The organism is Streptomyces sp. RFCAC02 (genome assembly GCF_004193175.1).
GTDB lineage: Bacteria > Actinomycetota > Actinomycetes > Streptomycetales > Streptomycetaceae > Streptomyces.
This window is the reverse complement of sequence record NZ_SAUH01000001.1, coordinates 3,435,340-3,454,223: the sequence shown is the minus strand read 5'-3', so window position 1 is coordinate 3,454,223 and position 18,884 is coordinate 3,435,340. Positions and strand designations below refer to the sequence as shown.

Below are 18,884 nucleotides of genomic sequence, written 5' to 3'. Positions count from 1 at the left end.
GGTCAGCCGTGCCTTCCCCGGTCGCCCGTCCCGGAGCCGGCGGGGCGCAGGTCGAGGCCGATGTCGAGGACCGGGGCCGAGTGGGTGAGCGCGCCGACCGCGAGGTAGTCGACACCGGTCGCGGCGTAGGCGGGCGCGGTCTCCAGGGTGAGGCTGCCGGACGCCTCCAGGGTGGCGCGGCCGGCGACGAGGCGGACGGCCTCGGCGGCCTGCTCCGGGGTGAAGTTGTCCAGGAGGATCAGGTCGGCGCCCTCGGCGATGACCGGCTCGATCTGGTCGACGCGGTCGACCTCCACCTCGATCGGCACACCGGGGAACTCCGCCCGCACCGCGCGGAACGCCTCGGCGACCCCGCCGGCGGCGATCACGTGGTTGTCCTTGACGAGGGCGGCGTCGGACAGGGACATGCGGTGGTTGACGCCCCCGCCGCAGCGCACGGCGTACTTCTCCAGCGCGCGCAGCCCCGGCGTCGTCTTGCGGGTGTCCCGGACGCGGGCCGCGGTGCCCGCGAGGGCGTCGGCCCAGGCGCGGGTCAGGGTCGCGATGCCGGAGAGGCGGCACAGGAGGTTGAGGGCGCTGCGCTCCGCCGTGAGGAGGTCGCGGGTGCGGCTGGTCACGGACAGCAGGACCTGGCCGGGCCGTACCGTGTCGCCGTCCTCGACGTGCCGCTCGACCTCGAACTCGGCGGTGCAGACGACCGACAGGACGGCCTCGGCGATGTGCAGGCCGGCGACCGTGCCGGCGGTGCGCGCGGTGAAGTCGCCGGTGGCGACGGCGTCCTCGGGGACGGTCGCGACGGTCGTGACGTCCACGCCGTTGTCGAGGTCCTCCTCGACGGCCAGGTGCGCGATGTCCTCGACCTGCACCGGGTCGAGCCCGGCGGCGGCGAGCAGCTCGGCGAGGTCGGGGTCGAGCCCGCACTCCATCGGGTCGAACGCGTCGTCGTGCGCGTCGCCGCAGCCGCAGCCCGCGCCGCAGCCGCCGGCGGCGTCGTCGGCGCCCGGGCGCGCGCCGATCGGCAGCAGGGTCAGCTCGACGCGCTGCGACGGTGGGGTCGGGGGGGTGGTCACGGGATCTCCTCGGTAGCTTCGGATGCCGCCGCGCGGGAACGGGCGGGCCGGGGGGCGGCCGTACGCGTGCCGCTCACCGGAAGGCGGTGGTCCGGGTGGCCCGGATCGTCAGGTCGACGCCGTCGCCGGCCGGGCTCAGGGTGCCGACCAGGTGGCGCCGCCACCGGTCGTCGTCCCGCTCGGGGTGGTCCTCACGCCAGTGGCTGCCGCGGGTCTCCGTGCGGTGGAGCGCGGACACCACGAGCACCCGGGCGACGAGATGCAGATTAGCCGTCTCCCACGCCTCCGTGCCGGGCTCGGCCGGTTTCCCGCCGTCGTCGGCGGTGAGGGCGTCCAGGGCGCGGGCCGCCTCGGCGAGGCCGTCGGCGGACCGCAGGACGCCGGCGCCGAGCGTCATGACGCGCTGGATGGCGGCCCTGGCCCCGGACGGCAGCACGGGGGCGCCCGCGGGGGCGCGGCCGGCGGCCGGGCGCGCGCCGGTGCCCGCCGTCCGGTCGGCGAGGACGGCGGCGGCGATCCGCTCGGCGAAGACGAGCCCTTCGAGGAGGGAGTTGGACGCGAGCCGGTTCGCGCCGTGGACGCCCGTGCACGCGGTCTCGCCGCACGCGTACAGGCCCGGCACGGTGGTCCGGCCGGACAGGTCGGTGCGGACCCCGCCGGACGCGAAGTGCGGCCCGGGGGCGATGGGGATCGGGGCCGTGACCGGGTCGATGCCGTTCGCGCGGCAGCCGGCGAGGATCGTGGGGAACCTGCGCTCCCACATCGCGGCGCCGAAGTGCCGGCCGTCGAGGAACATGTGGTCGGCGCCCTGCTCCCGCATGCGGTGGGTGATGGCCTTGGCGACGACGTCGCGGGGCGCCAACTCGGCCAGCTCGTGCAGGCCCCGCATGAAGCGCGTGCCGGCGGCGTCCACGAGGTGCGCGCCCTCGCCGCGCACGGCCTCGGATATGAGCGGCTGCTGACCCTCCGCGTCCGGCCCGAGCCACAGCACCGTGGGGTGGAACTGCACGAACTCCAGGTCGGCCACCTCGGCGCCGGCCCGCAGCGCGAGGGCGACACCGTCGCCGGTGGAGACGGGCGGGTTGGTGGTGATGGAGAAGACCTGGCCCATGCCGCCGGTGGCGAGGACGACGGCCGGCGCGCGGACGGCGCCCACGCCGTCGTGCACGCCCTGGCCCATCACGTGCAGGGTGACGCCGGCTGCGCGGCCCGCGGCGTCCTTCAGCAGGTCGAGCGCCAGGGCGTCCTCGATCGTCTCGATGCCGGCGGCCCGGACGGCGGCGACCAGGGCGCGGGAGATCTCGGCGCCCGACGCGTCACCCCCCGCGTGGACGATACGGCGGCGGTGGTGGCCGCCCTCGCGGGTCAGGGAGAACCGGCCGTCGGCCTCCGTGTCGAAGCGGGCGCCGTCGGCGACGAGGCGGCGCACCGCGTCGGCCCCCTCGGTGACGAGGACACGGACGGCCTCCTCGTCGCACAGCCCCGCGCCCGCGACGAGGGTGTCGGCCAGGTGCTGCTCGGGTGTGTCGCCCTCGCCGAGCGCGGCGGCCACACCGCCCTGCGCCCAGCGGGTCGAGCCGTCGTCGAGGCGGGCCTTCGTGACGATGACCGTGCGCAGGCCGGCCGCGGCGCAGCGCAGGGCCGCGGTCAGCCCGGCGACACCGGAGCCGACGACGACGGCGTCCGCGTCGATCGCCCAGCCCGGCTCCGGGGCGGGCAGGGCCGCGGACTGGGCCAGGTGGACGGTCGCGAGCGGGGCGGCGGCGGTCACGCGGCACCCCCGAGGGCGATGCGGACGTTGTCGATGAGACGGGTGGTGCCGACCCGGGCGGCGACGGCCATGACCGCCTCGCCCGTGAACCCCGCGCCGGCCTCGGTGAAGCCGGCCGGGTCGACCAGCGCCAGGTAGTCGAGCGCGAGCGGTGGATCGGCCGCCGCCGCGGCGTCGAGCACGGTCCGCGCGGCGGCGCGCCGCTCGTCCGGGCCGCCGGGGGTGTCCCGGGCGGCGAACAGGGCGCGCGAGAGGGCCAGCGCGGTCGTGCGCTCGGCCGGGGAGAGGTAGCGGTTGCGGCTGGAGCGGGCGAGGCCGTCCTCGTCGCGCAGCGTCGGCACCGGGACGATCTCGACGGGAAAGTCCAGGTCGCGGACCATGCGCCGGACGAGCGCGAGCTGCTGCGCGTCCTTCTCCCCGAACGTCGCGTAGTCGGGGCGCGTGAGGTGCAGCAGCTTGGCGACGACGGTCAGCATGCCGTCGAAGTGCCCCGGCCGGGAGGCGCCCTCGTACCCCGCGCCCATCGGGCCGGCCGTCACCGTGACGCGGGGCCGGCCGTCCGGGTACATCTCGGCGTCGGACGGCGCGAAGACGATGTCGGCACCGGCCCGGCCGGCGAGCGCGAGGTCCGCCTCCAGGGTGCGCGGGTACCGGTCGAAGTCCTCGCCGGGGCCGAACTGCAGCGGGTTGACGTAGACGGTGACCACGAGCTGGCCGAGCGGCGACAGGCGGGCGCGGGCCGCCCGTATGTTGGCGGCGTGCCCCTCGTGGAGAGCGCCCATCGTCATGACGACGGCCCGGTCGGCGCCGGGCGCGTACAGGTTCCGCAGCTCGTCGGCGGTGCGGGCCAGGGAAGTCGTCATCGTTCTCCTTCGTCGGCGGCGCCGTCCGCGAGGACGTCGAGCAGCGCCTCGGCCTGCTCGGGACGGAGCAGGCCGTGGTCCAGCGCCCGGTCGGCGGTGACACGGGCCATGGCGAGGTACCCGGCGAGCGCGCCGGCGTCGTGGGCGCGCAGCTCGGCGAGGTGGGCGGCCACCGTGCCGGCGTCACCGCGGGCGACGGGGCCGGTCAGGGCGGCGTCGCCGGAGCGCAGGGCGTTGTCCAGGGCGGCGCCCAGCAGCGGGCCGAGCATGCGGTCCGGGGCGGCGACACCGGCGCGGCGCAGCAGTTCGAGGGACTGCGCGACGAGGGTGACCAGGTGGTTCGCGCCCAGGGCGAGGGCCGCGTGGTACAGCGGGCGGTCGCGCTCGTCGATCCACTCCGGCTCACCGCCCATCTCGATGACGAGCGCCTCGGCGGCCATCCGCAGCTCCGGCGGCGCCGTCACGCCGAACGAGCAGCCCGCGAGCCGCTGCACGTCCACCGGGGTGCCGGTGAACGTCATCACCGGGTGCAGGGCGAGCGGCAGCGCGCCGGCCCGCAGCGCCGGATCGAGGACGGCCGTGCCGAAGCGGCCCGAGCAGTGCGCCAGCAACTGGCCGGGGCGGACCGCGCCCGTCTCGGCGAGGCCGCGCACGAGGCCGGGGAGCGTGTCGTCGGGGACGGTGAGCAGGACCAGCTCGCAGCGCGCCAGGACCTCGTCGGGGGTCACGAGGGGAACGCCGGGCAGCAGCGCCTCGGCGCGGCGGCGCGACGCGTCGGAGACGCCGGAGGCGGCGACCGGGCGGTGGCCGGCCAGGGCGAGGGCGGCGGCGAGCGCGGGGCCGACCCGGCCCGCGCCGACGACGCCGACCGTCAGGCGTGCCGGGCGGTCGGGCGCCCCGGCGGCCCGGGGTGGGGGCGCGTCGGCGTTCACGGCGGGGATGCCTCTTTCGTTCCGCGTTCCGGTCCGTGCGGTACCGGACGTCCCGCCAATGCTAGGCCCTGTCCGCCCGAACCGGTCGTGCCCGCGCGCCTCCGGTCAGCGCCCGCCCGCGCGGACGAGACCCGTCTCGTACGCGAGGACCACCGCCTGCACCCGGTCCCGCAGGCCGAGCTTGCCGAGGATGCGGCCGACGTGCGTCTTCACGGTCGCCTCGGAGACGAAGAGCTGGGCGGCGATCTCCCCGTTCGACAGGCCCTGCGCGATGAGCAGCAGGACCTCGCGCTCCCGGTCCGTGAGGAGGTCGAGCTCGGGCCTCGGGGCGCCTGGCGCCGACGGCAGCAGGTCGACGAAACGGTCCAGCAGCCGCCGCGTGGTGGACGGCGCGACGACGGCGTCGCCGCTGTGGACGGCGCGGATGGCGCCGAGCAGCTCGTCCGGCGGCACGTCCTTCAGCATGAACCCGGCGGCGCCCGCCTTCAGGGCGGAGAACGCGTACTCGTCGAGGTCGAACGTCGTCAGGATCAGCACCTTCGGGTCGCCGGGACCGCCGCCGCCCTCCTGGCATATCCGCCGCGTCGCCTCCACGCCGTCGAGCCGGGGCATGCGGACGTCCATCAGGACGACGTCGACGGCCGTGGAGCGCAGGACGTCCAGGGCCTCGGCGCCGTCGCCCGCCTCCGCCGTCACCTCCATGTCGGGCTGGGCCGACAGGACCATCTTGAAGCCGGTCCGCAGGAGGGCCTGGTCGTCCACCAGCATCACTCGGATCGCCATTGCGTCGTCAACCTCTCGGGGCCTGTCGGGGGGCGTGCGGGGCGTGGGCAGGGGCACGTGCGGGTCACTCGCCGCCGGTGAGGGGGAGGGTGGCGCTGATGCGGAAGCCGCCGCCGGGCCGGGGACCCGCCACCAGGACGCCACCGACCATACCGACCCGCTCGCGCATGCCGATGAGCCCGTGCCCCAGGCCGTCGGCACCGCGCTCCGCGTACGAGCCGTCGTCGGCGCCCCTGCCGTCGTCGTCGGCGAGCACAGTGAGGGTGTCGCGCCGGTAGCACAGCCGTACGGTGGCGCCGACGTGCGGGCCGCCGTGCTTGCGGCTGTTGGTCAGGGCCTCCTGCACGATGCGGTACGCGGTCAGCGCGACGCCGCTCGGCAGCGGCTGCGGGGTGCCCTCGACGCGGAAGTCCACCGGCAGCCCGGCGTCCCTGACCTGGTCCACCAGGTCGCCCAGCTCGTCCACGCCGGGCTGCGGCACGTAGTCACCGGCCGCGGCGCCGCCGTCCTCGCCGCGCAGGACGCCGAGGAGCCGCCGCATCTCGGTGAGGGCCTGGCGGCCGGTGGAGGAGATGGTGCGCAGGGCGGTCCGCGTCTGGTCGGGCGCGGAGTCCAGGACGTACGCGGCGCCGTCCGCCTGGACGACCATGACCGACACGTTGTGGGCGACGACGTCGTGCAGTTCGCGGGCGATGCGGGCGCGCTCCGCGGCGACGGCCATGGCCGTGCGGGTCTCCCGCTCGCGCTCCAGGCGTTCCGCGCGGCGCTCCAGCTCCGCGTAGTACGCGCGGCGGGTGCGCAGCGAGTCGCCGAGGACCCAGGCGAGGCAGAACAGGACGGTGAGCAGGCCGGTGCCGAACACGACCGCGAACGTGCTCTCCGCCGCCCGGTCCGGCCAGCGGAGCTGGGAGAGGGCAGGGGCGGTCAGGCAGCCGCCGAGGGCGAGGCGCGACCAGCGCCGGTCGGGGCGCGAGGCGATGGTGAACACGACGACGAGGAACGTCCCGTTCCCGACCAGCGGGGGCACGCCGAGCACGAGCTGCGCGGCGCCGATGACGAAGCAGGCGACCAGCACGCGCTCCGGCCGGCGGCGGCGCAGCGTCCCGGCGACGGCGAGCGCGAGGGCGACGACGCCGGTGGCCGCCTCCGAGGCGCCTTCGAGGTACTGGGAGGGAGATGCGAGGGTGACCAGCGAGAGGACCAGCAGGACGGCCGACCAGCTCCCGTCCACCCCGGTGGGGTGGCGGCGCAGGAGGTCGTAGAGCCGGTTCACGTCACCCAGCGTAGGCATGGTGTGCGGCTGGGGAGTCAACCGGACGGCCGATACGTGAAGCTCTCAACTACTCCTCTGGGTGGACGGTGCGTCGGAAGGCGGTGGGACGGTGACCCCGAAGCGGCCGGTGGGCTGGCGGGTGGCGATGGAGCGTGCCCTGTACGGGCCTGGCGGTTTCTTCGTACGGGAGGCGCCCGGGGCGCACTTCCGCACGTCGGTGCACGCGTCGGGGCTGTTCGCGCGGGCGGTCGCCGAGCTGCTCGCGCGGGTCGACACGGCGCTCGGGCACCCGGCGGAGCTGGCGTTCACCGACCTGGGGGCGGGGCGCGGCGAGCTGGTGACGGGCGTCCTGGCCGCGCTGCCCCCGGCGGTACGGCGGCGGGTGCGCGCGTACGCGGTGGAGCGCGCCGCCCGGCCGGACGGCCTCGGCCCGGACATCGAGTGGTGCGCCCGGCCCCCGGCGGGGGCGACCGGGCTGCTGTTCGCGAACGAGTGGCTGGACAACGTGCCGCTCGACGTCGTGGAGGCGGACGCGGCGGGCGTCGTCCGGCGCGTGCTGGTCGCCCCCGACGGGCGGGAGGAGCTCGCCGGGCCGGTGGACGGCGCGGACGCCGCGTGGCTGCGGCGCTGGTGGTGGCCGCTGCCGCCGGGCGCGCGGGCGGAGATCGGCAGGACGCGCGACGCCGCGTGGGAGGCGGCGGCGGGCTCGCTGCGCCGGGGGGTCGCGGTGGCCGTCGACTACGGGCACACGCGGGCCGGCCGGCCGCCGTACGGCACCCTGACGGGGTACCGGGAGGGCCGGCAGGTGCCGCCGGTGCCGGACGGCCGCGGCGACCTGACGGCGCACGTGGCGCTCGACGCGTGCGCCGCCGGGGGCGGGGAGCTGCGCACGCAGCGGGCGGCGCTGCGTGCCCTCGGCGTGACCGGCACACGCCCGCCGCTCGCCCTGGCGACGGCGGACCCGGCGGCGTACGTGCGCGCCCTCGCGGCGGCGGGCGAGGCGGCGGAGCTGACGGACCCCGGCGGGCTCGGTGCGTTCACCTGGCTCCTGCGCCCGGTGGGCGTGCCGTGCCCGCTGCCGTGACCCCGCGCGGCGCTACTTGTCGATGTCGCCGACGACGAAGAAGAACGACCCGAGGACGGCGACCATGTCGGCGACCAGGGTGCCCGGGAGCAGGGCGCCGAGTGCCTGGATGTTGTTGAACGACGCGGAGCGCAGCTTGAGGCGGTAGGGGGTCTTCTCGCCCTTCGAGACGAGGTAGTAGCCGTTGAGGCCGAGGGGGTTCTCGGTCCAGGCGTAGGTGGCTCCCTCGGGGGCCTTGAGGACCTTGGGGAGGCGCTGGTTCACCGGCCCGGGGGGCAGTTCGGCGAGGCGGTCGAGGCAGGCGTCGGCGAGGTCGAGGGCGTTGCGTGTCTGGTCGAGCAGCACCTCGAAGCGGGCCAGGCAGTCGCCGGCCGTCCTGGTCGGGACGCGCAGGACGCCGGCGAGGTCCCCGTAGGCGAGGTACGGCTCGTCGCGGCGCAGGTCGAAGTCGACGCCGCTGGCGCGCGCGATCGGCCCGGACACCCCGTACGCGTGGACCGCCTCCGGGGTGAGGACGCCGACGCCGCGGGTGCGGGCGCGGAAGACCTCGTTGCCGAGGACGAGGTCGTCCAGGCGCGGCAGGCCGGCCCGTACGGCGGCGACGGCGCCGCGCGCGCGGCCCGTCCAGCCGGCGGGCAGCTCGTCCTTGAGGCCGCCGACGCGGTTGAACATGTAGTGCATCCGGCCGCCGGAGACCTCCTCCATGACGGTCTGGAAGGTCTCGCGCTCGGTGAAGGCGTAGAAGATCGGGGTCAGGCCGCCCAGTTCGAGGGGGTAGGAGCCGAGGAACATCAGGTGGTTCAGCACGCGGTTCAGCTCGGCGAGGAGCGTCCTCAGCCAGACGGCGCGCTCCGGGACCTCCATGCCGAGCATGCGTTCGACGGCGAGGACGACGCCCAGCTCGTTGGAGAACGCCGACAGCCAGTCGTGCCGGTTGGCCAGCACGATGATCTGACGGTAGTCACGGGCTTCGAACAGTTTCTCCGCGCCCCGGTGCATGTACCCGACGACCGGTTCGGCGCGGGTGATGCGCTCGCCGTCCAGCACGAGCCGCAGGCGCAGCACGCCATGGGTGGACGGATGCTGCGGCCCGATGTTCAGCACCATGTCGGTGCCCCCGTCGAACCCCGCTGTCGCCCCGCCGACCCCGACCACGGTCTCCGTCATGGGCGCCAGTCTGTCACCCCGCCCGCCCGGCGGCCCACCGCGTCGGGTCCGGTCCGGGCCCCCTGCCTCTAAGCTCGTCCGCATGGACAGGGAGACCTGGCACGCGGTCAGGCCCGGACTGCTGACGATGCGGCGTCTCGTCCTGCTCTGCTCGCTCCTGCCGCCCGCCGCCGCGGCCGCCGTTCTGCCGCCGCTCCTGGGCGGCGCGGTGTGGTCCGTCCTCCTCCTGCCCGTCCTCGGGGTGGCCGGCTGGGGCTGGTGGGCGCTGGGGCGCAACTGGCGCTCCTGGCGCTACCGCGAGCGCGACGACGACCTCCTCATCCAGCGGGGCGTGCTGTGGCGGCAGCTCACGGTCGTGCCGTACGGCCGCATGCAGCTCGTCGAGGTCACCTCGGGGCCGCTGGAGCGGTGGTTCGGACTCGCCCGCCTCCAGCTCCACACCGCGGCGGCGGCCACCGACGCGGCCATCCCCGGCCTGTCCCCCGACGAGGCGGAACGACTCCGCGACCGCCTCACCGAGCTGGGCGAGGCCCGCTCGGCGGGGCTGTGAGACGGCGGTGAGCGGCGGCACGGAGGACACACCCGCCCCGGCAGGACGGGGCCGGCGCCTCCACCCGCTCACCCCTTGGCGCCGCGCCTGGGCACCGCTGGCCGGCGCCTTCGCCGTCGTCGTGCAGAACCCGGACGAGGCCGGCCGCTGGCTCGGCGGCATCGCCGTCGGCTGGCTGCTGCTCGCCACCGCCGCCGGACTGCTGCTGGCCGGCCTGTACGGATACCTCTCGTGGCGGGCCACGCGCTACCTCGTCACCGACACCGAGCTGCGCATCAGGACGGGGCTGCTGTTCCGGCGTTCGGCGCACCTGCGTCTTGACCGCATCCAGGCCGTCGACGTCAGCCGCCCGCTGCTCGCGCGCGCCCTGGGCGTCGCGAAACTGCGGATGGACGTGGTGGGCTCCCGGTCCGCCGACGAGCTGGCGTACCTCGGCGAGACGGAGGCCCGCGCGCTGCGCGCCGAACTCCTCGCCCGCGCCGCAGGCATCGCCCCCGAGGCCGCGCCGACCGCCGGTGAGGCCCCGGCGCACGTCCTGCACCAGGTCGATCCGGGGACGCTCGCGTGGTCCCTCGTCCTGCGCGGCCGCACCTGGGCGGCGCTGCTGCCGGCCGCCGCCCTGACCCCGGTGGTGTGGCTGACGACGGAAAGCCCCGTCGCCGGCCTCCTCGTCCTGCTGCCGCTCCTGGCCGCGGGCTGGCGCGCCGGCGTCGGCAGCTACCTGACCCTGTACGGCTGGACGGTGAGCGAGTCGCCCGACGGGCTGCGCCTGGACCACGGGCTGCTCCAGCGGGACCACGCCACGGTCCCGCCAGGCCGCGTGCAGTGCGTGCGCGTCATCGAACCGCTGCTGTGGCGCCCGCGCGCGTGGACACGGGTGGAACTCGAGGTCGCCGGCACCGGGGCGGAGGGCGGCGGCCACGGCGGGCTGCTGCTGCCGGTCGCGACGCGGGACGCGGCGGTGGCGCTGCTCGCCCGGATCCTGCCGGAGGTGGACATCGCGGCGACGCTGGCCGCGGTCGAACCGGTCCCGCGCCGGGCGCGGTGGGCCGCACCGGTGTGGCGCACGGGCTACGGGTACGCGGCCACCGGAGCCGTCTTCGTGACGCGGCGGGGCAGGCTGCGGCGGGTCCACGAACTGGTGCCGCACGCCAAGGTGCAGAGCGTCCGCCTCACGCAGGGGCCGCGCGCCCGCCTGCTGCGGCTCGCGGACGTCCGGGTGGACCACGGCGCGAACGGGACGGTGTCCGCGCGCCTCCTGGACGCGGAACGGGCGGCCCACGAGGTGGCCGCCCAGGCGGAACGTTCCCGCATCGGCCGCCGCACGGCACCTCCGGAACGCTGGCTGACCGGCACCTGAATCACCGGGGCACCGAGGACCGCCGCCGCGCCGTGCCAGTATCGTGCTTCCCGGTCCGGACAGGGGAGGCAGCCAGATGATCGACACCGAGACGGCCGGGATCCTGGTCGCCGGCGCCGTGCTTCTCGCCGCAGGCGGCACCCAGCGGTCCCGCGCACGGGCGCACCGGCGGCGGTTCGCGAGTTTCGCGGCCTTCAGCGCCGCGGTGGACGGCGACGCGATCCGCGCCGTCCGTGACCGCGAGGGCGAGATCCGGGCCGTCAAGGCGGTGCGCGACGCCCACCCGGGCGCGCCACTGGCGGACTCCGTCCGATACGTCAGGAGCCTGCGCACCCGCTAGGGTCTGTCCGCACGCGCGGTCGGGCGCCGTACGCGGTCAGGCCGGGCCGGGGTCCTCCCGGGGGCCGGGCTCGCCGGGTTCCGGACGTTCGCCCTCCACGGCGCCCGCCTCCGGCGCCGCCGCGGCCTCCTCGTCGTCCCGGTCCACCAGCACCGGCGAACCGTGGTGCGACCACAGGCGCCAGCCGCCGCCCGGGGCGCGGCGGAAGACGTTCGTCGCGACCACGAGGCCGCCGACCAGCGGCCCCATGGCACCGCCGTCCTCCGCCGGACCGCCGCTCAGGATGTTCTCGGTGCACGTGGCGACGGCGGTGCCACCGCGCACGGACACCTCGACGTCCGTCAGGAAGAACTGGATGTACTCGGTGTTCGCCATGATCAGCGCGTAGCTGCGCAGCACCTCGCCGCGCCCCCGGATCACCGGCCAGCCGGGGTGGACGACGGAGATCTCCTCGTCGTCCAGCCACAGCGCGTCAAGCAGGTCGATGTCGGCCCGCTCGACGGCCTCGTAGAACGCCGTGTTGGCGGCCGCGACGGCCGCGGCGTCGGACTCCGCGCCGCCCCCGGGCGTCACGCGGCGGCCCCGACGGCGCGGACGACCCGTACCGCGTCGGCGCTGGCCCGCACCTCGTGCACCCGGACCGCCCAGGCGCCGGCGGCCGCGGCCAGCGCGGTGACGGCCGCCGTGGCCGCGTCCCGCTCCCTGGCGCGCGGCGGCTCGCCGTCCGGGCCGGCCAGGACGCGGCCGAGGAACCGTTTCCGCGACGCCGCGACCAGCAGCGGCCTGCCGAGCCCGGCGCGCAGGCGGGCCGTCGCCGCGACGAGCGCCAGGTCGTGGTCCGCCCGCTTCGCGAAGCCGAGCCCGGGATCGGCGATCAGCCGGTCGGCCGCGATGCCCCCGGCGACGGCCGCGTCCAGGGCGCGCCGCAGCTCGTCCGTCACCTCGGCGACGACGTCCGTGTAGCGGGCGCGGTCGTTCATGTCGATGCTCTGGCCGCGCCAGTGCATGACGACGAACGGGACGCCCGCCGCGGCGACGGCCGGCACCATCGCCGGGTCGGCGCGCCCGCCGCTCACGTCGTTGACCAGGCGCGCGCCGGCCGCCACCGACCGCTCGGCGACGGAGGCGCGCATGGTGTCCACGCTGACCACGAGGCCCTCGGCGGCCAGCGCCCGCACGACCGGGACGACGCGCCGCAGCTCCTCGTCCTCGTCCACCCGGCTGGCGCCCGGCCGCGTGGACTCGCCGCCGACGTCGATGAGGTCGGCGCCCTCGCCGGCGAGGTCGAGCCCGTGCTTGACCGCCCGCCCGGTGTCGAACCAGCGGCCGCCGTCGGAGAACGAGTCGGGGGTGACGTTGACCACCCCCATCACCGCGCAGCGGTCCCACGCGGGAAGTCCTGTCACCTGGCCGTGCGCGCTGCTCATGCGACCAGGGTAGGGGCTTCGGTCCGCACCGCCGCGCGGCCGGGCGGGAACATCGCGCGGCCGGGCGGCGCTGACGGAGGGCGTCGGCCCCTCGCAGGTAGATTCGAATGCCGTGGGGGCCGCACCGGCCGCCGGGACCGACGGCCGGGAGGCCGGTGAGCGGAGTGAGAGGAAGTGAGCGCCGTGGACCGTATCGCCCTGCGCGGACTGCGAGGCAGAGGCTTTCACGGGGTCCTTCCGAGGGAACGTGAGGAAGGACAGACGTTCGTCGTCGATGTCGTCCTCGGCCTCGACACCCGCCCGGCCGCCGCGTCCGACGACCTCGCGCGGACCGTGGACTACGGCGTGCTGGCCGAACAGGTCACCGCCGTCGTCACCGGCGAACCCTGTGACCTGCTGGAAACGCTGGCCCAGCGGGTGGCCGACCGGTGCCTCGCCCACGAGGCGGTCATCGAGGCCGAGGTCACGGTGCACAAGCCAGAGGCGCCGATCACCGTTCCCTTCGACGACGTGACCATCACCATCAAGCGGAGCCGAGCATGACCCCCCAGAATGCCGCCTCATCCCCCGACCCGACCGTCCAGCCGGTGCCCGCGTCCGTCGTCCGGCAGGTGGATGCCGCCGACGCGACCCTGCACAACCCGAAACGCGCCGTCCTCTCCCTCGGGAGCAACCTCGGCAACCGCCTGGACACCCTCCAGGGAGCCCTGGACGCCCTGGAGGAGACGCCCGGCGTACGGGTCAAGGCCGTCTCACCGGTCTACGAGACCGAGCCGTGGGGCGTGGACCCGGGCAGCCAGCCCACCTACTTCAACGCCGTGGTCCTCGTGAAGACGACCCTGCCGCCCGCCTCGCTGCTGGAGCGCGCCCACGCGATCGAGGAGGCGTTCAAGCGGATCCGCGACACCCGGTGGGGGCCGCGGACGCTGGACGTCGACATCGTCGCGTACCAGGGCGTGACGTCGGGCGACCCGGCGCTCACGCTGCCCCATCCCCGCGCGCACGAGCGGGCGTTCGTTCTCGTACCCTGGCTTGACGTCGATCCGGACGCGGAGGTGCCGGGGCACGGTGCGGCGGCGGCGCTGCTCGCGGCGCTCGGCGCCGAGGGCGTACGGCCGCGTCCCGACCTGACGCTGGTCGTCCCCGACTGAACCGGCCGGACGACGCATCCCCGACGCGACGACCGAGGCAGGCACGGAACGCTGTGAACCAACTGCGGATCAGGACGCTCGCCGGCCTGTTCGCCGGCGCCCTCGTCCTGGCCTGGGCCGTCGCGGGGCTGTGGGACTCGCTGGACCGGACGCTGCCGGCGGTGCCGCTGCTCGCGCCGGTGGTGCTCGGGATGGTCGCGGTCGTGCTGCTGATCACGGCGCTGTCGCTGCGGTCCCGGCTGCGGGCGCAGCGCGAGCGGCGGCCGGACGCGCGGCCCGTCGACCGTCTGATGGCGGCGCGTGCGGTGCTGTTCGGGCAGGCGAGCGCGCTGGTGTCGGCGCTCGCGGGCGGCGTGTACGGGGGGTTCGGGCTGTTCCTGCTGATCCACCGGCTGGATGTCGCGAACCGCCGCGACCAGGCGGTGTACGCCGGGCTCGCGGTGCTCGCGGCGGCCGGTGTCGTGGCCGCCGCGCTGCTGCTGGAGCGGGTGTGCCGCCTGCCGGACGGTGACGACGACGAGGACGGCGGGCACGGCCCGATGCGGTCGCCCGTGTGAGGCGCCGGGTGGTCAGCGGAGCGACGCCACGGTGTCGAGGGTGACGTCGGCGCGGTCCACCGCGCGGGCGTCGGCGCCGACGGACCTGCGGAGCGCCTCGTGCAGCCCGGTCGGTGTGAGGACGCCGACGAAGCGGTCGCCGTCGTCCGGGTCGAGCACGGCGATCCAGCCGGCGTCGTACTGGAGCATCGTGGCGAACGCCTGCTTCAGGGACGCGCCGAGCGGCAGCCACGCCTCCATGCGGCGTGCGTGGGCCGACACCGGCCCGTCGGGCGCCTTCCCGGCGCCGTCGGGCAGGGGCACCCAGCCGTGCAGCCCGTCGTCGGTGTCGAGGACGACGGCCCAGCGCGCGCCGGCCTCGCGCATCCCGGCGGCGGCAGCGGCCATGGTGTCGGTGAGGCGGACGACGGGCGGCACCTCGATGTCGCCGGGTTCGACGGGGGTGACGGACAGCCGCTTCAGCCCGCGGTCGCTGCCGACGAACGACGCCACGTAGTCACTGGCGGGCGCGCCGAGCACGGCGGCCGGCGTGTCGAACTGTTCGACCCGGCCCTGCCCGAACACCGCCATGCGGTCGCCGAGCCGTACGGCCTCCTCGATGTCGTGCGTGACGAACAGGACGGTCTTGCGCATCTCCGACTGGAGCCGCAGGAACTCGTTCTGCAGCCGCTCGCGCACCACCGGGTCGACGGCGCCGAACGGCTCGTCCATCAGCAGGACCGGCGGGTCGGCGGCCAGGGCGCGGGCGACGCCGACGCGCTGCCGCTGGCCGCCGGAGAGCTGGTCGGGGTAGCGGCCGCCGTACGTCGTGGGGTCGAGGCCGACGAGGTCGAGGAGTTCGGCGGCGCGGCGCCGGGCGGCGGCGCGGCGTTCGCCCAGCAGCACCAGGACCGTGGCGGTGTTGTCGAGGACCGTGCGGTGCGGGAAGAGGCCGACCTGCTGGATGACGTAGCCGATGCGGCGGCGCAGCCGCACCGGATCGAGGCCCGCGATGTCCTCGCCGTTCAGGAGGATGCGCCCGGAGGTGGGTTCCTCCAGGCGGTTCACCATGCGCATCGTGGTGGTCTTGCCACAGCCCGAGGGGCCGACGAGGGTCACGATCTCGCCCTCGGCGACCGTCAGGTCCAGGTCGTCGACGGCGAGGGTGCCGTCCGGGTAGCGCTTGGAGACGTGCTCGAACTGCAGCATGTTCATCATCCTGTCAGATTTACGGGCTAGGGTCGTTTCCCATGAGTACGGCGAGCGGGGCGGACTGCCTGCGGGCGAACGCGTGGATCTGCGGCGAGTACGTCCGCGACCGCGCGGACGAGTTGACCGACGCCACCCTCGAACACATCGTCATCGCGGCCACCGCCGTCGGCATCGCGCTCGTCGTCTCGTTCCCCCTCGCGCTGCTGGCGCGCCGGGGACGCCTGGCCGCCGGCGGCATCCTCGGTCTCACCACCGTCCTCTACACCGTGCCGTCGCTCGCCATGTACGCCCTGCTGCTGCCCTTCTTCGGGATCTCGGCGTCCGTCGTCGTGTGCGGCCTCGTCCTCTACTCGCTCACCGTCCTCGTGCGCAACACGCTGGAGGGCCTGCGCGCCGTCCCCGAGGAGGCGAGGGAGGCCGCCCGGGGCCTCGGCTACGGGCGGACACGGCTCCTGCTCACCGTCGAACTGCCCCTCGCCCTGCCGGCCATCGTCGCCGGCGTGCGGATCGCCGCCGTCTCGGCCGTCTCCCTCACCACCGTCGGCGCCATCGTCGGCCACGGCGGGCTCGGCGACCTCATCTACAGCGGCATGGACAGCTACTTCAAGGCCCAGGTCCTCACCGCGTCCGTCCTGTGCGTGCTGCTCGCGGTCGCCGCCGACCTCCTGCTGCTGCTCGTGCAGCGCCTCCTCACGCCCTGGACCAGGGCCGGACGGCGGCGCGGACGACGCGGACCCGCCGCGCCCGACACACCCACCGCCACCGCCACGACCGCGGGGACGGTGTGACATGGGAGCGATCAACGACGCCTGGAACTGGCTGACCGACGGCGCCAACTGGTCGGGACCCGCCGGCATCACCCACCGCCTCGCCGAGCACCTCCAGCTCACCGTCCTCTGCCTCGCCGTCTCGTGCGCCATCGCCCTGCCCCTCGCCCTGTGGCTCGGCCACGGCGGCGGCCGGAGGTTCGGCGGCGCGCTCGCCGTCAACCTCTCCAACGCCGGACGCGCGGTCCCCACCTTCGCCGTCCTCGTCGTGCTCACCATCGGCCCGCTCGGACGCCACGGGGACCTGCCGACCGTCATCGCGCTCGTCCTGTTCGCCGTGCCCCCGCTGCTGACCAACGCGTACGTCGGCGTCTCGACGGCCGACCGGGACGTCGTGCAGGCCGCCCGCGGCATGGGGATGACGCGCGGTCAGCTCCTCGCCCGCGTCGAGGTCCCCCTCGCGTTCCCGATGATCATGACGGGTGTCCGTACGGCCGCCGTCCAGATCGTCGCGACGGCCACCCTCGCCGCACTGCCCGGCGGCGGCGGCCTCGGCCGCATCATCACCGCGGGCTTCGCCACCTACCGCACCGGACAGGTGGTCGCCGGGGCCGTCCTCGTCGCCCTGCTCGCCCTCGCCGTCGAGGGCGTCCTCGTCCTCGCGCAGCGCCTCCTGGCGCCGCGCCGCAGCACTCCCACGCCCGAACCCACCGGACGGAGATAACACGTGATCCCGACACCCGGACGCCGCAGCCGCGCCGCCCTCACGGCCATCGGAGCCGTCACCGCGCTCACCCTGGGCCTCGCGGGCTGCGGCAGCGAGAGCCTGGAGGAACAGGGCGGTGGCGACGGCGGGACATCCGGCGGCGACACGTCACGCGGCTCGCTGACCATCGGCGGCGCCAACTTCACCGAGGCGGCCCTCATGGCCGAGCTGTACGCCCAGATCCTCGCGGACGCCGGCTACGACACCGAGGTGACCACGGTCGAGGCCCGCGAGCTGTACGAGCCCGAGCTGGAGAGCGGCGGCATCGACATCGTGCCCGAGTACGCCGCGACATTCACCGAGTTCCTGAACGCCAAGGTCAACGGCCCCGACGCCGAGCCCGTCGCCACCTCCGACGCGGACGCGACGGTGGCGGCGCTGCGCGAGCTGGCGGAGCCCCGCGGCCTCACCGTCCTGGACGCGGGCGAGGCCGTCGACCAGAACGCGTTCGCCGTCACGGAGGAGTTCGCGGCCGAGCACGACCTCGAAACCCTCACCGATCTGGGTGAAACCGGCCTGCCCATCCGGCTCGCCGCCGGCGACGAGTGCGCGGAGCGGCCGTTCTGCGAGCCGGGTCTTGAGGAGGTCTACGGCATCGACATCACCGAGATCGACCCGCGCGGCGTCGGCACCGTCCAGTCGAAGCAGGCCGTCGCGGACGGCGAGGACGACATGGCCCTCGTCACCACGACCGACGCGACGCTGGAGGACTTCGGCCTCGTCCTGCTGGAGGACGACCAGCGGCTCCAGCTCGCCGACAACCTCCTGCCCGTCCTCAACACGGAGTCCGCCGGCGACCCGGAGATCGCCGAGGCGCTCGGCCGCCTCACCGGGACGCTCACCACCGAGGACCTCATCGGCCTCAACCGCCAGGTCGACGCCGAACGCCGCCAGGTCGAGGACGTCGCCCGCGACTACCTGACCGAGCAGGGGCTGGTGAACGGCTGAGCCGCCGCCGCACCGGGCGCCCCGGCCGGCCCGTTGATAACCACCAGGGAACAACCGGCCGGGGCCACTCCCCCGGCCCGTTCCGATCCGGGTAGGTTTCGACCATGGCCCGTGGACGTCACCGTCATTCAGCGCTGCACCGTGTGCTGATCCCGGCCGCGCTCGGCGGCGGGGCATTGCTGTGCGCCGCCGCCACATGGCTGGTCGGCGACATCCTGGCCGCGCGCGTCCTGGCGGCGGTGGCCGCGTTCGCCGCCGTCTCCGGCGCGGCCCTGCTGCGCCGCTGGGACGTGGAGGCGAGCCGCCGGGTCGCCCGCGAGAAGGCGTCCGCCGCGTCCCTGAGCTGGCAGCTGGAGGAGCGGCAGGCCGAGGTCGAGGAGTCCCGCGAGCTGGTCGCGGCCATGGAGGAGAAGGTCGGCGCCAAGCGCGCGGAGCTGGGGAGGCTGCGCACCGAGCACGCCGACCTGCTGCGCCGCTACGCCACGGCCGAGAGCGAACGCGCCCGCGCCCTGGAGGGCCGCCGCCGCCTCGCCCTGGAGGCCGCGGAACCGGCCCGCGCCCTCACCACGGGCGCGGCCGACCACCGCACCCGGGCCGGCGCGCCCACGCCGCTCACCTACCTCCAGGCCCACGAGGCGCTCCGCCGCCTCGGCCGGCCGGCGCCCGCCCCCGAGCCGGTTCCGGCCCCTGCTGCCGGGGAACGCCGCCAGCTCCCCCCGTCCCCCCGCGTCACCACGCCGATCCAGCGCACCGGCGGAGGCTTCGACTTCTTCGGCACGGGCGGCGGTGCCGGCCCCCGCAAGAACGCCGGCGCCACCGCGCGCGACCACCACTGACCGGCCGCCCCTCCTCCTCGGGCGAGCCCCCTTCCCGGCAGGCGGGTT

Annotated in this window: 21 protein-coding genes; 11 read left to right on the top strand and 10 right to left on the bottom strand. The window is 75.7% G+C overall.

Going from position 1 to position 18,884, the window contains the following annotated elements:
- Positions 1–2: 2 nt before the first annotated feature.
- The 6 genes from nadC to EMA09_RS15880 all read right to left on the bottom strand — a co-directional run bounded on the left by nadC (position 3) and on the right by EMA09_RS15880 (position 6,692).
- Positions 3–1,025, bottom strand: a complete 1,023-nt coding sequence (nadC, locus tag EMA09_RS15905) for a carboxylating nicotinate-nucleotide diphosphorylase (protein ID WP_240796672.1) — start codon at positions 1,023–1,025, stop codon at positions 3–5.
- Between the two features lie 118 nt (positions 1,026–1,143).
- Positions 1,144–2,841 carry an L-aspartate oxidase gene (locus EMA09_RS15900; RefSeq protein WP_240796425.1) on the bottom strand — a complete coding sequence of 566 codons (1,698 nt, stop codon included), beginning with the start codon at positions 2,839–2,841 and terminating at the stop codon, positions 1,144–1,146.
- The gene (gene panC / locus EMA09_RS15895; RefSeq protein ID WP_129841684.1) at positions 2,838–3,704 is read right to left on the bottom strand and encodes a pantoate--beta-alanine ligase; all 867 of its coding nucleotides are present in this window, start codon (positions 3,702–3,704) and stop codon (positions 2,838–2,840) included. Before panC ends, EMA09_RS15900 begins: the two co-directional genes overlap by 4 nt.
- A complete protein-coding gene (locus tag EMA09_RS15890; RefSeq protein WP_129841683.1) occupies positions 3,701–4,636 on the bottom strand; it encodes a DUF2520 domain-containing protein in 936 nt (311 codons plus the stop codon). The genes panC and EMA09_RS15890 overlap by 4 nt, the downstream gene beginning before the upstream one ends.
- Positions 4,637–4,741: 105 nt before the next feature.
- The gene (locus tag EMA09_RS15885) at positions 4,742–5,419 is read right to left on the bottom strand and encodes a response regulator transcription factor (protein ID WP_129841682.1); all 678 of its coding nucleotides are present in this window, start codon (positions 5,417–5,419) and stop codon (positions 4,742–4,744) included.
- Positions 5,420–5,483: 64 nt separating this feature from the next.
- A complete protein-coding gene (locus EMA09_RS15880; protein ID WP_129841681.1) occupies positions 5,484–6,692 on the bottom strand; it encodes a histidine kinase in 1,209 nt (402 codons plus the stop codon).
- 145 nt (positions 6,693–6,837) lie between these two features.
- On the opposite strand from EMA09_RS15880, the gene EMA09_RS15875 reads away from it, so the two are divergent.
- A complete protein-coding gene (locus EMA09_RS15875; protein WP_129844067.1) occupies positions 6,838–7,776 on the top strand; it encodes an SAM-dependent methyltransferase in 939 nt (312 codons plus the stop codon).
- 12 nt (positions 7,777–7,788) lie between these two features.
- Here EMA09_RS15875 and EMA09_RS15870 read toward each other — a convergent pair whose 3' ends face one another.
- A complete protein-coding gene (locus EMA09_RS15870) occupies positions 7,789–8,952 on the bottom strand; it encodes an NADH-quinone oxidoreductase subunit D (RefSeq protein WP_129844066.1) in 1,164 nt (387 codons plus the stop codon).
- Between the two features lie 73 nt (positions 8,953–9,025).
- Here EMA09_RS15870 and EMA09_RS15865 point away from each other — a divergent pair, with 73 nt between their 5' ends.
- The 3 genes from EMA09_RS15865 to EMA09_RS15855 all read left to right on the top strand — a co-directional run bounded on the left by EMA09_RS15865 (position 9,026) and on the right by EMA09_RS15855 (position 11,193).
- A complete protein-coding gene (locus EMA09_RS15865) occupies positions 9,026–9,493 on the top strand; it encodes a PH domain-containing protein (protein WP_240796424.1) in 468 nt (155 codons plus the stop codon).
- A gap of 7 nt (positions 9,494–9,500) precedes the next feature.
- Positions 9,501–10,853, top strand: a complete 1,353-nt coding sequence (locus tag EMA09_RS15860; protein ID WP_129841679.1) for a PH domain-containing protein — start codon at positions 9,501–9,503, stop codon at positions 10,851–10,853.
- Positions 10,854–10,929: 76 nt separating this feature from the next.
- Positions 10,930–11,193: a hypothetical protein gene (locus EMA09_RS15855; RefSeq protein WP_129841678.1), complete on the top strand. Its 264-nt coding sequence runs from the start codon at positions 10,930–10,932 to the stop codon at positions 11,191–11,193.
- 36 nt (positions 11,194–11,229) lie between these two features.
- Here the strand turns inward: EMA09_RS15855 and EMA09_RS15850 are convergent, their stop codons facing one another.
- Both EMA09_RS15850 and folP read right to left on the bottom strand, forming a co-directional pair.
- Positions 11,230–11,766 (bottom strand): nuclear transport factor 2 family protein, encoded by a 537-nt coding sequence (locus tag EMA09_RS15850; RefSeq protein ID WP_129841677.1) that lies wholly within the window; start codon positions 11,764–11,766, stop codon positions 11,230–11,232.
- The gene (gene folP, locus EMA09_RS15845; RefSeq protein WP_129841676.1) at positions 11,763–12,620 is read right to left on the bottom strand and encodes a dihydropteroate synthase; all 858 of its coding nucleotides are present in this window, start codon (positions 12,618–12,620) and stop codon (positions 11,763–11,765) included. The genes EMA09_RS15850 and folP overlap by 4 nt, the downstream gene beginning before the upstream one ends.
- 183 nt (positions 12,621–12,803) lie before the next feature.
- On the opposite strand from folP, the gene folB reads away from it, so the two are divergent.
- From folB to EMA09_RS15830, 3 genes are read left to right on the top strand one after another with little or no spacing between them, the layout of a single operon-like run.
- Complete coding sequence (gene folB, locus EMA09_RS15840) at positions 12,804–13,163, top strand: dihydroneopterin aldolase (protein WP_129841675.1); 360 nt, start codon at positions 12,804–12,806, stop codon at positions 13,161–13,163.
- On the top strand, positions 13,160–13,771 hold the full coding sequence (gene folK / locus EMA09_RS15835; RefSeq protein WP_129841674.1) for a 2-amino-4-hydroxy-6-hydroxymethyldihydropteridine diphosphokinase: 612 nt from the start codon (positions 13,160–13,162) through the stop codon (positions 13,769–13,771). Before folB ends, folK begins: the two co-directional genes overlap by 4 nt.
- 53 nt (positions 13,772–13,824) lie before the next feature.
- Positions 13,825–14,328 carry a DUF3180 domain-containing protein gene (locus tag EMA09_RS15830; RefSeq protein ID WP_129841673.1) on the top strand — a complete coding sequence of 168 codons (504 nt, stop codon included), beginning with the start codon at positions 13,825–13,827 and terminating at the stop codon, positions 14,326–14,328.
- Between the two features lie 12 nt (positions 14,329–14,340).
- Here EMA09_RS15830 and EMA09_RS15825 read toward each other — a convergent pair whose 3' ends face one another.
- Positions 14,341–15,516, bottom strand: a complete 1,176-nt coding sequence (locus EMA09_RS15825) for an ATP-binding cassette domain-containing protein (RefSeq protein ID WP_129841672.1) — start codon at positions 15,514–15,516, stop codon at positions 14,341–14,343.
- Between the two features lie 41 nt (positions 15,517–15,557).
- On the opposite strand from EMA09_RS15825, the gene EMA09_RS15820 reads away from it, so the two are divergent.
- The 4 genes from EMA09_RS15820 (at position 15,558) to EMA09_RS15805 (ending at position 18,836) form a co-directional block, all read left to right on the top strand.
- Positions 15,558–16,307, top strand: coding sequence for an ABC transporter permease (locus EMA09_RS15820; RefSeq protein WP_129841671.1), 750 nt, complete (start codon positions 15,558–15,560; stop codon positions 16,305–16,307).
- A gap of 1 nt (position 16,308) precedes the next feature.
- On the top strand, positions 16,309–17,010 hold the full coding sequence (locus EMA09_RS15815) for an ABC transporter permease subunit (protein ID WP_129841670.1): 702 nt from the start codon (positions 16,309–16,311) through the stop codon (positions 17,008–17,010).
- A gap of 3 nt (positions 17,011–17,013) precedes the next feature.
- Complete coding sequence (locus EMA09_RS15810) at positions 17,014–18,000, top strand: ABC transporter substrate-binding protein (RefSeq protein ID WP_240796423.1); 987 nt, start codon at positions 17,014–17,016, stop codon at positions 17,998–18,000.
- Between the two features lie 104 nt (positions 18,001–18,104).
- Positions 18,105–18,836: a hypothetical protein gene (locus EMA09_RS15805; RefSeq protein WP_129841669.1), complete on the top strand. Its 732-nt coding sequence runs from the start codon at positions 18,105–18,107 to the stop codon at positions 18,834–18,836.
- Positions 18,837–18,884: the final 48 nt, after the last annotated feature.

Bases quoted from the DNA above. Each gene is read 5' to 3' on its own strand.
- panC (WP_129841684.1), bottom strand. From the start codon at position 3,704: ATGACGACTTCCCTGGCCCGCACCGCCGACGAGCTGCGGAACCTGTAC.
- EMA09_RS15885 (WP_129841682.1), bottom strand. From the start codon at position 5,419: ATGGCGATCCGAGTGATGCTGGTGGACGACCAGGCCCTCCTGCGGACC.
- EMA09_RS15875 (WP_129844067.1), top strand. From the start codon at position 6,838: ATGGAGCGTGCCCTGTACGGGCCTGGCGGTTTCTTCGTACGGGAGGCG.
- EMA09_RS15865 (WP_240796424.1), top strand. From the start codon at position 9,026: ATGGACAGGGAGACCTGGCACGCGGTCAGGCCCGGACTGCTGACGATG.
- EMA09_RS15855 (WP_129841678.1), top strand. From the start codon at position 10,930: ATGATCGACACCGAGACGGCCGGGATCCTGGTCGCCGGCGCCGTGCTT.
- folP (WP_129841676.1), bottom strand. From the start codon at position 12,620: ATGAGCAGCGCGCACGGCCAGGTGACAGGACTTCCCGCGTGGGACCGC.
- folK (WP_129841674.1), top strand. From the start codon at position 13,160: ATGACCCCCCAGAATGCCGCCTCATCCCCCGACCCGACCGTCCAGCCG.
- EMA09_RS15825 (WP_129841672.1), bottom strand. From the start codon at position 15,516: ATGCTGCAGTTCGAGCACGTCTCCAAGCGCTACCCGGACGGCACCCTC.
- EMA09_RS15820 (WP_129841671.1), top strand. From the start codon at position 15,558: ATGAGTACGGCGAGCGGGGCGGACTGCCTGCGGGCGAACGCGTGGATC.
- EMA09_RS15815 (WP_129841670.1), top strand. From the start codon at position 16,309: ATGGGAGCGATCAACGACGCCTGGAACTGGCTGACCGACGGCGCCAAC.
- EMA09_RS15805 (WP_129841669.1), top strand. From the start codon at position 18,105: ATGGCCCGTGGACGTCACCGTCATTCAGCGCTGCACCGTGTGCTGATC.